The sequence below is a fragment of the Pectobacterium fontis genome (assembly GCF_000803215.1).
Lineage (GTDB): Bacteria > Pseudomonadota > Gammaproteobacteria > Enterobacterales > Enterobacteriaceae > Pectobacterium > Pectobacterium fontis.
Map to the genome: position 1 here is coordinate 1 of NZ_JSXC01000089.1, position 429 is coordinate 429.

General features: G+C 56.9%; 1 pseudogene. It reads right to left on the reverse strand.

Annotation, left to right across the window (positions count from 1 at the left end):
- A pseudogene (locus OI69_RS18685) lies at nt 1-429 on the reverse strand (SPOR domain-containing protein); the annotation flags it as partial.

Below are 429 nucleotides of genomic sequence, written 5' to 3' on the forward strand. Positions count from 1 at the left end.
CCCGCCACTGGCGGTTGCACCTGCGCATCCGTCGGCGTGCCGGAAATCGGTGGAGCGCTTAAGGTTTGGGGCGACAAGGGTGCCTGAGAAGACACCTGCGCCGATGTTTGGCCCTGGCTGGCATCACCGGAAACTGCCGCAGGGCTTTCTCCCTGTGAGGAAGGCTGCGCACTCTGGGTCATAGAGGACGATGAGAGATCAATATTTCTCTCGCCGCTCGCTTGATTCTGCGTTTGTGACGGTTGTGGCTGAGAAGGTGCCTGCAAAGCAGAACCGATAGCAACGATCAGCAATACCAGAACGACGATCCCAATGCCAATCATCAGGTGCTGTCTGGAAAGCGCGATATTCGGTACTGCAAAGTTACGGCTTTTCTGCTGACGAGTAGGTCGACGGTCACTGGTATCAGGCTTCAGCTCATCTTCCGGC